The sequence below is a fragment of the Caulobacter sp. genome, from assembly GCF_035254145.1.
GTDB lineage: Bacteria > Pseudomonadota > Alphaproteobacteria > Caulobacterales > Caulobacteraceae > Caulobacter.
Window position 1 is genome coordinate 1 of record NZ_DATFAV010000344.1, and the last position, 10,218, is coordinate 10,218.

Annotated in this window: 6 protein-coding genes and 1 pseudogene; 5 read left to right on the top strand and 2 right to left on the bottom strand. The window is 68.4% G+C overall.

Features of this window, described 5'->3' with window-relative positions; all coding sequences use genetic code 11:
* A pseudogene (locus VJ655_RS20265) lies at positions 1 to 234 on the top strand (alpha-N-arabinofuranosidase); the annotation flags it as partial.
* Between the two features lie 29 nt (positions 235 to 263).
* Here VJ655_RS20265 and VJ655_RS20270 read toward each other — a convergent pair.
* Both VJ655_RS20270 and VJ655_RS20275 read right to left on the bottom strand, forming a co-directional pair.
* Positions 264 to 1,295, bottom strand: coding sequence for a cupin-like domain-containing protein (locus tag VJ655_RS20270; RefSeq protein WP_324114281.1), 1,032 nt, complete (start codon positions 1,293 to 1,295; stop codon positions 264 to 266).
* Complete coding sequence (locus tag VJ655_RS20275) at positions 1,292 to 1,969, bottom strand: SapC family protein (protein WP_324114283.1); 678 nt, start codon at positions 1,967 to 1,969, stop codon at positions 1,292 to 1,294. The genes VJ655_RS20270 and VJ655_RS20275 overlap by 4 nt, the downstream gene beginning before the upstream one ends.
* A 310-nt stretch (positions 1,970 to 2,279) precedes the next feature.
* Here VJ655_RS20275 and VJ655_RS20280 point away from each other — a divergent pair, with 310 nt between their 5' ends.
* The 4 genes from VJ655_RS20280 to VJ655_RS20295 form a co-directional block, all read left to right on the top strand.
* The gene (locus VJ655_RS20280) at positions 2,280 to 5,228 is read left to right on the top strand and encodes a TonB-dependent receptor (RefSeq protein ID WP_324114285.1); all 2,949 of its coding nucleotides are present in this window, start codon (positions 2,280 to 2,282) and stop codon (positions 5,226 to 5,228) included.
* 74 nt (positions 5,229 to 5,302) lie between these two features.
* Positions 5,303 to 6,847 carry a tryptophan halogenase family protein gene (locus VJ655_RS20285; protein ID WP_324114287.1) on the top strand — a complete coding sequence of 515 codons (1,545 nt, stop codon included), beginning with the start codon at positions 5,303 to 5,305 and terminating at the stop codon, positions 6,845 to 6,847.
* Positions 6,844 to 8,949 (top strand): right-handed parallel beta-helix repeat-containing protein, encoded by a 2,106-nt coding sequence (locus VJ655_RS20290; RefSeq protein ID WP_324114289.1) that lies wholly within the window; start codon positions 6,844 to 6,846, stop codon positions 8,947 to 8,949. Before VJ655_RS20285 ends, VJ655_RS20290 begins: the two co-directional genes overlap by 4 nt.
* Positions 8,950 to 8,987: 38 nt before the next feature.
* The coding region (locus VJ655_RS20295; protein ID WP_324114291.1) for a glycoside hydrolase family 3 protein at positions 8,988 to 10,218 on the top strand (1,231 nt) is incomplete at its 3' end.

The window sequence follows — 10,218 nt, forward strand, 5'->3', positions numbered from 1 at the left end:
GTCAACGCCACCTTCACGCCCCAGACCGTGACGCTGGACCTCAAGGCCCTGGCCGTGAAGGGCGCGGGCCGCAAGTGGGTGCTGAGCGGCCCGTCGCTGGATGCGCAGAACAAGGTCGGCGCCCCGGCCGGGGTCACGGTCACCCAGAGCCCGGCCCGCGCCGGCCGCAGCCTGGTCGTCTCGCCGACCTCGGCGACGGTGTTCGAGTTCCCGATCCAGCAGCCCAAGTCGTAGGGGTAGCAAGCGGCGTCTGGGGAGCGACCTCAGACGCCGCGTAGCATCCGCATGGCGATGGCGCGGATACGGCCATAGGCGCCTTGCGCCAGCGGTCCCAGCAGGCCATGGCGCTCGGGCGGCAGGTGCGCCAACGGGTGCCCCCGCGTGCGGAAGACGTAGTGGTCGAAGAAGGCGCGCCAGGCCTGGCGCTCGGGCTCGGGCCGTTCGGCGATGGCGATCATCGCCAGCATCATGGTCACGTACGGCGAGTCCGGTCCGGCGGCGAAGCCGTCCCACCAGTAGTTGACCAGCAGGTTCGCGGGCTCCAGCGCGTCGACCTGGTGCCACCACAGCTTGGGCAGGTAGAGCGCGTCGCCTGGCCCGAGTTCGACGACCATCGCCCGCGCCGCCGCGGCGGCGAAGCGGGGGTAGCGCGGATCCCCCGGCTCGGCGCTGGCCGCCAGGCTGACGGGCTGCCCCGCCAGGGTGTGGTCGATCGGTCCGACATAGAGGTCGCCCACCGCATCCGGCGGATAGAGCGTGAAGCGCCGGCGTCCGGCGACCACGCAGGCCAGGTTGTCGAAGGTGTCGTAGTGGCAGGCCACCCGGCCGGCGTTGCCGACCCAGATCCGCGGCCGCGCTAGGGCCGGCAGGACGTCGACGAGATTGTCGGCCGCGAAGCCGGGAACATAGTCGTCGGCGGGCAGCGAGCCCATGTAGACGCTGGGCAGGCTCGCATCGCTCGCCGCCTCGCCCACCCTCGCCAGCGTCTCGGTCAGGTTCAGGGATTGACGGGTGAAGTTGAACCCGTCGGGGCCATCGCCGTAATCGTAGCGCCCCGCGATCGCCGGCGCGCCGACGAAGGCCTCGCCTTTCAGACCCGCGTCGAAAGCCAGCAGATAGGCGCCCAACTCATCCCAGCCGCGCGACGCCGCCGCGACCGCGGGCCAATCCTGGCAAAGACCTTTCAGCAGGACCGGCTGGCAGGCTTCGGCCAGGGCCCGGAAGCCCTGCGGGCCACCTCGCAAGATCGCCTCGGCGTCGGCCTCGCGCGGCCGCGAGGGACCGGCGGCGCTCATGCGGCGATCTTGTCGTTTCGCAGCCGGGCCAATCGGGAGACCTGCTTCAGCGAGCCGGTCATCGCATAGATCAAGGCCAGGAAGCCGCTTCGGAAGAGATCCAGCACGGCCCCGTCTTCCAGCTCGGCCAGGCGGTCCAGGCTGACGGTGTAGAGGCCCTGGAGGCTCATGGTCCTGCCGTCGTCGAACGACAGGTCGATGTCGATCGGCTCGACCAGGCGGAGGACCAGAAGCGCCTGGACGAAAGCCTCGGTGTCAGCGACCCCGGCCTGCAACTGGCCCAGCACATGCTGAAGCCGGCGCAGGGCGGGGCTGGGCCGGCCATCCGTCTCGAACAGCGCCTGACCCGCGCCAGCGGTGAAGCGGCGGTGGCCAGGATCCACGGCGACGGCGCCGCCGGACGCCAGGTAGAAACCTTGCCGCTCCAGGTCCAGAGGCGTGAAAAGCTCGCCCCCGGGACCACTCCCCAGCAGATTCTCACCAGGCTCGAAGCCAAACATCGCGCCGGCGTAGAACTGCCCGGTTTCGGCGTTCTTGGTCAGGAAGATCGGACAGGACGCAGCCGCCGTCGCGAACTCCGCCGGGACGATCTGGACGAAGTGCGCGACCCCGGTGGGCGGCGGACCCAGACGCAGACCCGCGTGATCGCGGGCGTTGAGCAACTCCAGCTCCATGGCCTCTCCCCTCCCTGACGGCGCGAACGCCTTTGTGGATATGGCGTCTTCACGCTCAACCGATAGCGGCGAAAGTCCCGGTGTCCAACGCCCTTAATTACACTGACAAATAATTATTGATACCGGTACCTTTTGAGTCTAGCGTCCCCTCATAAGCATAAAAATGCGTGGGAGGATGCAATGCGATCTGATCGCCTGAGCGAGGTCAAAAACTCCCAATAGCCAGTAAATTCACGGCGTTAGAGCGACCGTGGAGGTAACCGACCGCATGTGTCGGCGACATGTCATCCCATGACACCTGGAGGGGGAAATGAAGCTATCCGTTATCTCTAATCAGAGTAATTACGAGCGAGGACTCACGTCCAAACTCGCGCTGGTCGGCGCGTCCAGCGTTCTGGCGCTGGCCTTGTGCTCCGTCGCCGCGGCGGCCGAGTCTTCCGATCAGGCGATCGTCACGGCGTCGGCGCTGGCCGCGCCGGCCGCCGAGCAGGACGCCCAGTCGTCGCGCGACTCGAGCGTCGTCGAGGAGGTGATCGTCACGGGCCTGCGCGGCTCGCTGCAACGCAATCTCGACATCAAGCGCAACTCGGCCGGCGTCGTCGACGCCATCTCGGCCGAGGACATCGGCAAGTTCCCCGATTCCAACGTCGCGGCCTCGCTGCAACGCCTGCCCGGCGTCTCGATCCAGCGCGCCGGGGCCCGCGGCGAGCCGCAGGGCATCACGGTTCGCGGCTTCGGCGGCGACTTCAACGAAACCCTTTACGATGGCCGCCGGATCTCGACGGCGACGGGCGGACGATCGGTGGACTTCAGCACCGTCGGCGCCGATTTCGTTGGCGGCCTCAGCGTCCTGAAGACGCCGGACGTCTCGCTGTCGAGCAGCTCGATCGGGGCGACGGTCAACGTCCAGTTCCCCAAGCCGTTCGACCATCCTGGCCGTCGCATGGCGGTGACGGCCTCTGCCTCGGTGCAGGACGACGCGGGCAAGTTCGTGCCGACCGTGGGCGCCCTGTTCAGCGACACCTTCGCCGACAACAAGTTCGGGGTGCTGGTCGACGCGATGTACACGCGCCACGACACCCAGACCAACCGCGTCTATGTCAGCGGCTGGCCGGGCGGTTACTACAGGCCCTGCCAACTGACGGCGTCCTGCTCGCCCGCCCAGCTGACCGAGGGCAAGACGGTCCTCGGCTGGTTCGAGCAACAGGCCGGCGCCAGCCAGATCTACACCAAGGATGAGCGTCTCGACGGCCGTATCGCCCTGCAATGGGCGCCGGTCGACGGGGTGACGGTCACCCTGGACGACAACTATTCCCGCCAGAGCATCCGGGCCGACAACTTTGGCTACGGCATCTGGTTCAACCAGGACGGCCTGCGCAACGTCAAGCTTGACCAGAACGGCACCACGGTCGACTTCACCCAGGCCGGATCCCAGACCGACTTCACGGCGGGCACGGACCGTTCGGTGCTGCGCACGAACCAGACGGGCCTGAACGTCAAGTGGGACGTGTCGGAGAACCTGAGCTTCGAAGGTGACGCCAGCTACGCCAAGAGCTGGCTGAACCCGGGCGGCGAAGTCACCAGCGACGGGGCCGACGTCGGCTATGGCTTCGGCATCGGTCCGTCCCTGGGCATCAGCATCGGCGGCGGCAGCAAGAACACCTTGCCGGTCCTGCACGGCTATGGCCCCAACGGCGACGGCGCCCGATGGGCCGACACCTCGGTGATCGGCTCCCACGTGGTCGTGCGCCAGGCCCAGCAGAACACCGACGTCGTCAAGCAAGCGCGGTTCGCCGGGTCCTGGGAACAGGAAGGCTTCAAGATCAAGGCCGGCGGGACCTATCTGGAAGATCACTACAAGTTCCAGCAGCGCAACACGTTCGTGAACAACTTCTGGCAGGCCTATCCCGGCTATGGCCCCGCGTCCGGTCCGAACGGCGGCGTCATGGTTCCGGCGAACCTGTTCACCGCCCGCGTCAGCACCAAGAATTTCATTCCGGGCTTCGACGGCGACCTGCCGCCTTACCTGCTGAAGTTCGACGCCCACGCCTATCAGGCGTTCCTGACCAGCCTGGGCAATCCGCAGACCAAGAACATCCCCGGCTTCAACTATGGCGGGGGCGGCGTCGGAACCCAGTTCACCGGCGCCTTCGACATGGCGCTGGACAACGGCAGCATCCGCGACATCACCGAAAAGACCTGGTCGCTGTTCGTGAAGGCCAACTTCGACGTCGACGTGGCCGGCATGCCGTTCCACTTCAACGCCGGCGTGCGTGAGGAAAACACCCACGTCACCTCGAACGGCTTCGGTCAGGTGCCGACCGCGATCACCCGCAGCGCCGGCGACCCCACCCTGCTGACCGTGACCTTGAGCAACCCCCAGGCGGTCTCGACCAAGAGCAACTACTCTTACCTGCTGCCCAGCGTCGACATGAAGCTGGAGTTGACCGAGAGCGTGCATCTGCGGCTGGACGCCTCGCGCACCCTGACGCGCCCAGGCCTCAATCTGCTGACGCCGGTGGCGAGCGTGGGCACGGGCCAGCGGGTCGGCGCCCTGACCGCCAGCGGCGGCAGCCCGTCGCTGAAGCCGTACCTGGCCGACAACTTCGATGCGGCGGTGGAGTGGTACTACAAGCCGAACTCGTACGCGGCGGTGAACTTCTTCATCAAGGACGTCAGCAACTTCATCGTCGGCGGCACCCAGCGGCAGACGATCAACGGCGTCATCGATCCCACGACCGGCCAGCCGGCGATCTTCAGCGTCACCCAGCAGGTGAACGGACCCGAGGCCACCGTGCGCGGGGTCGAACTGGCCTGGCAGCACGTGTTCGGCGACAGCGGCTTCGGCTTCAACGCCAACGCCACGATCGTCGACACCAACAAGCCCTACGATCCCAAGGACATCTCTCAGAGCGGCTTTGCGATCACCGGCCTGGCCAACTCGGCCAACCTCGTGGCCTTCTATGACAAGAACGGTCTCGAGGCACGGGTCGCGGTCAACTACCGCAAGGAGTATCTGCGCGCCTTCGGCCAGAACCAGAACACCGGCGCCTTCGGTTCGGAACCGACCTTCGAAAATCCGAACCTGCAGATCGATTTCAGCACCAGCTACGCGCTGACCAAGCAGATCAATCTGTTCTTCGAGGCGCTCAACCTGACCAACGAAGTGCAGAGCACGCACGGGCGGTTCGACAACCAGCTGCTCGACGTGTTCGCCTATGGCCGACGCTACACGGCCGGCGCGCGCTTCCGCTTCTAGAGTGTCGTAGCTTACCCCTGACCTCGACTGGGAGCGCCCCCGGGCGTTCCCAGTCGTTCCTTTGCGATGAAGCCATGGTCCGTCCGGTCAAGAACATCGTCATCGTCGGCGGCGGCACAGCCGGCTGGCTCACCGCGGGCGTCATCGCCGCCAAGCACAAGGCGCGGCAGGCCGCCGGCTTCACCGTCACCCTGGTGGAATCGCCGAACACGCCGATCATCGGCGTCGGCGAAGGCACCTGGCCCACCCTGCGGACCACGCTGGCCAAGATCGGCGTGTCCGAAACCGACTTCTTCCGCGAATGCGACGCGGCCTTCAAGCAAGGGGCCAAGTTCGCGCGCTGGACCACCGGCGCCGACGACGACGCCTATTATCATCCGCTGGTCCTGCCCCAGGCCTTCGGGCAGGTGAACCTGGCGCCGCACTGGCTGGAGAGCGGCGCGGAGCAGAGCTTCTGCGACGCCGTCTGCCCGCAGGGACGCCTTTGCGACGACGGCCTGGCGCCCAAGACCATCACCGCCGCCCCCTACCAGGGCGCGGCCAACTACGCCTACCATCTGGATGCGGGCAAGTTCGCGCCGTTCCTGCAGCGCCATTGCTGCGAGACCCTGGGCGTGCGCCACGTGCTGGCCGACGTGCGCAACGTCGAGCTCATGGACGACGGCGACATCAAGTCGGTGGTGACCGAGCAGGCCGGCGAGATCGAAGGTGACCTCTTCGTCGACTGCACGGGTTTCCGGTCGCTGCTGCTGGGCGAGGCCCTGGGCGTCAAGTTCCGCGATTGCGGCGACGTTCTCTTCTGCGACACGGCCCTGGCGGTGCAGGTCCCGTACGAGAGCGAGACCAGCCCGATCGCCTCGCACACCATTTCCACGGCCCAGACCGCCGGCTGGATCTGGGACATCGGCCTGCCGACCCGCCGTGGCGTGGGCCATGTCTATTCCAGCCGCCACATCTCGCAAGACGAGGCCGAGCGCCAGCTGCGCGCCTATGCCGGCCCCCTCGCCCGCGACCTGCCGATCCGCAAGATCCCGATCCGCTCGGGCCACCGCGAGACCTTCTGGAAGGGCAACTGCGTGGCCGTGGGCCTGGCGGCCGGCTTCCTGGAGCCGCTGGAGGCCTCGGCGATCGTTCTGATCGAGTTGTCGGCCAAGCTGATCGCCGAGCAGATGCCGGCCTGCCGCGAGGTGATGGACGTGGTGGCCGGCCGCTTCAACGCCACCACCCACTATCGCTGGGGCCGGATCATCGACTTCCTCAAGCTGCACTATGTTCTCAGCCAGCGCGACGACAGCGCCTTCTGGCGCGACAACCGCGACGCGGCGACCATTCCCCAGCGCCTGTCGGACCTGCTGCGCCTGTGGCGCCACCAGCCGCCCTGGCTGCACGAGGAGTTCGACCGCGTGGAGGAGGTCTTCCCCGCCGCCAGCTACCAGTACGTGCTCTACGGCATGGGCTTCCGGACAAACATCGAGGCCGGTTCGCTCTCGGACGAGGCGGCGATAGCCCAGCGGGCGCTGCGCGAAAACACCCTGCAGACCGAGCGTCTGCGCGCCACCCTGCCCCGCCATCGCGACCTGATCCGCAAGATCGTCGAGCACGGCCTGCAACCGGTATGAGGCCGCGCAAAGTCCTGCCGATCGCCGTCCTGGCCTTGGCCCTGGCGTCCGGCTCGATCGCGGCGGCGCAGCTGCCGCCGGCGATCGCCATTCCCGAGCTGGCGGCCGCCGACCGCCCCAACTCCGAGCAGGCCTTCGCCTCGGTGGAGATCCATGGCCGGCCGGATCCGGCGCCGATCGTCTTCGAGGTCTCGCCTTTGGGATCGGACGCTGGCGACGGCGGTCCGGGACGTCCCTTCGCCACCCTGGCCCGCGCCCAGGCGGCCGTCCGCGCCGTCAATCGGGATCATTCGGTGACCGTTCGGCTGGCCGACGGCGTCTATCGCCAGGACGCGCCCTTGCGCTTCGGCGTCGAGGACGGCGGGCAGAATGGCTATGTCGTGCGCTGGGAAGCGGCCAAGGGCGCGCGGCCGGTGATCTCCGGCGGCCAGCCCGTCACCGGCTGGCGGCGCGCCGACGCCAGGCGCGACATCTGGGTGGCCGACATTCCGCGCGGGGCCGATCCCCGTCAGATCTGGGTCAACGACCAGCTGGCGCATCGCGCCGCGGTCGAGGCGCCCCGCCGCGCCTTCGCCTTCCATGACTGGGGCATAGAGATCCTCGATCCGGCCTGGCGGTTCCTGGCGGACCTACCGGACGTCTCGCGGATGGAGGTGGAGAACACCGGCTTCTTCACCGACCGCCGGGCCCGCGTCGAGAGCATCAAGGGCGACCGCATCGTCCTGGCCCAGCCGGGCTGGCGCAACAACCTGATCGGCTACGACACCTTCGCCCGGCCGGTGTCGGGAAACCGCGCCCGCTTCTTCTTCGCCAACGCCCAGGCCTTCGTGCGGGCCGGCGGCAACTGGTGGGCCGATCCGGCCCAGGGCAAGCTCTACTACAAGCCACGCGACAATGAGCCGATGGCCACGAGCCGGGTCGTGATCCCCAGGCTGGAGGCGCTGGTCTCGGTGTCCGGCGCGCCCGGCCGACCGATCCACGACCTGCGGTTCTCGGGGCTCGGCTTCCAGCACACCAGCTGGCTGGGCCCATCGAGCGCCGAGGGCTACGCCAGCCAGCAGAGCGGATCATTCCTGGCCGGCGAGACCGCCGACTATCCCGCCGAGCCGATCCGCGACTGCAGCTGGGGATGCTGGGCGTTCGAGGCCCGACGCAACCACTGGCGCCAGCAGCCGGCGGCGGTGCAGGTCGCCGCCGCCTATCGTATCACCTTCGACGATGTCGAGTTCGCCCATCTTGGCCAGATCGCCCTGGGGATCGGCAACGAGGCCAGCGCCAATCTCAGCGGGACGGGTCTGGAGGCGCGGTCGGTCGAGGTCGCGCGCAGCCGTTTCCATGACCTGGCCGGCGGGGCGATCATGGTCGGCGGCGTCTCGCCCGAGGCCCACCATCCCTCGCGGCCGGACCAGGCCGTGCGCGACATCGTCATCCGCGACAACGTCGTCACCGGCGTCTCGCGCGACTATCGCGAGCAGGCCGCCATCCTGGTCACCTACGCCACCGCGCCCATCATTCTGCGCAACGACGTCTCCGACGCGCCCTATGACGGCATCGACGTCGGCTGGGGCTGGGGCGTCAACGATCCAGGCGGCAGCACGGCCTACATGTCGCTGGCCCGAGGCTATTACGACCAGCCCGGCAACCTGATCTACGACACCCCGACCATCCTTCGCGACACGGTCATCCTGGGCAATCGCGTCCATGGGGTGAAGCGCTGGTTCCCCGACGGCGGGGCCATCTATCACCTGTCGGCCGATCCCGGCGCGCTGATCGCCGAGAACCACGTCTACGACGTCCCCGGCGGCATCGGCGTCTATCTGGACGAGGGCTCGCGCTATGTCACCGTGCGCGACAACGTGTTCGACGGCCTGGGCCTATGGGTCAATCTCAACGCCCTGGACGGCGCCTATCCGCGCCGGACGGCGGCCGACAACATCGCGCGCGGCAACTGGCACAACGCCGGCAAGGCCAACGGATCCTGGTCGGACTACGCCAACAATCGGCTGGTCGACAACGTCGCCGTCGAGGGCCAGGCCTGGCCCGAGGCCGCCCGCAAGATCATCGACCGCGCCGGGCCCGCCCGCCGCCCGGTCGCTCCCTGAGCCAACATCTTCAAATGCTTATCCACGAGGTTCCAGTCATGTTCAGGTCATCAACGCGCCGGCCCGGCGCGCGCGCGGCGCTCGCCGTCGCCCTGGCTCTGAGCGTCTCGCCGCTCGCCCTGGCCGCCTCGGCCAGCGCCGCCGAGTCCTCCCCGGCCCGCGCCAAGGCCGACCGGCTGGCCGCCGACCTGGTGGCCAAGATGACCACCGACGAGAAGCTGGACCAACTGCTCAACACCGCCCCGGCCATCCCGCGCCTGGGTATTCCCGCCTACAACTGGTGGACGGAGTCGCTGCACGGCGCCCTGGGGGCCCTGCCGACGACCAACTTCCCCGAGCCGGTGGGCCTGGCCGCCAGCTTCGACACCGCCCTGGTGCAGGAGGTGGCCGGCGCGATCGGCGCCGAGGTCCGCGACCTGCACGTCCTGTCGCGCCAGACCGGTCGCATGGGCCGCATCGGCACGGGCCTCGACACCTGGTCGCCCAACATCAACATCTTCCGCGATCCGCGCTGGGGCCGCGGCCAGGAGACCTATGGCGAGGATCCGTTCCTGACCGCGCGCGTCGGCGTCGCCTTCGTGCGCGGGATCCAGGGCCCCGATCCCGACCTGCCCCAGGTGATCGCCACGCCCAAGCACTTCGCCGTCCACAGCGGACCGGAGTCGACCCGCCACAGCGCCAATGTCTTCGTCTCGCGCTACGACCTGGAAGACACCTACCTGCCGGCCTTCCGCGCCGCGATCACGGAGGGCCGCGCCGGGTCGGTGATGTGCGCCTACAACCGCATCGACGGCCAGCCGGCCTGCGCCAGCGACCTGCTGCTGAAGGACCACCTGCGCACCGCCTGGAAGTTCGACGGCTACGTCGTCTCCGACTGCGACGCGGTCAAGGACATCGCCGACAACCACAAATACGCCCCCGACGCCGCCAGCGCCGTGGCCGCCGCCATTCGGTCCGGCGTCGACAACGAGTGCAACGGCGCCACCCTGACCGACACCGCCGGCCTGGCGCGTCCCTATGCCGAAGCCTTGAACCGCGGCCTGATCAGCCTGGCCGACATCGACCAGGCGCTGGTCCGGCTGTATTCGGCGCGGCTGCGGGTCGGCGACCTGCCCGGCGTGCGCGACGCCACGACGCCCTCGGCGCCGGTCGCCACGGTGATCACCCCCGAGCACGAGGCCCTGGCGCTGACCGCCGCCGAGAAGAGCCTGGTGCTGCTGAAGGACCACCTGCGCACCGCCTGGAAGTTCGACGGCTACGTCGTCTCCG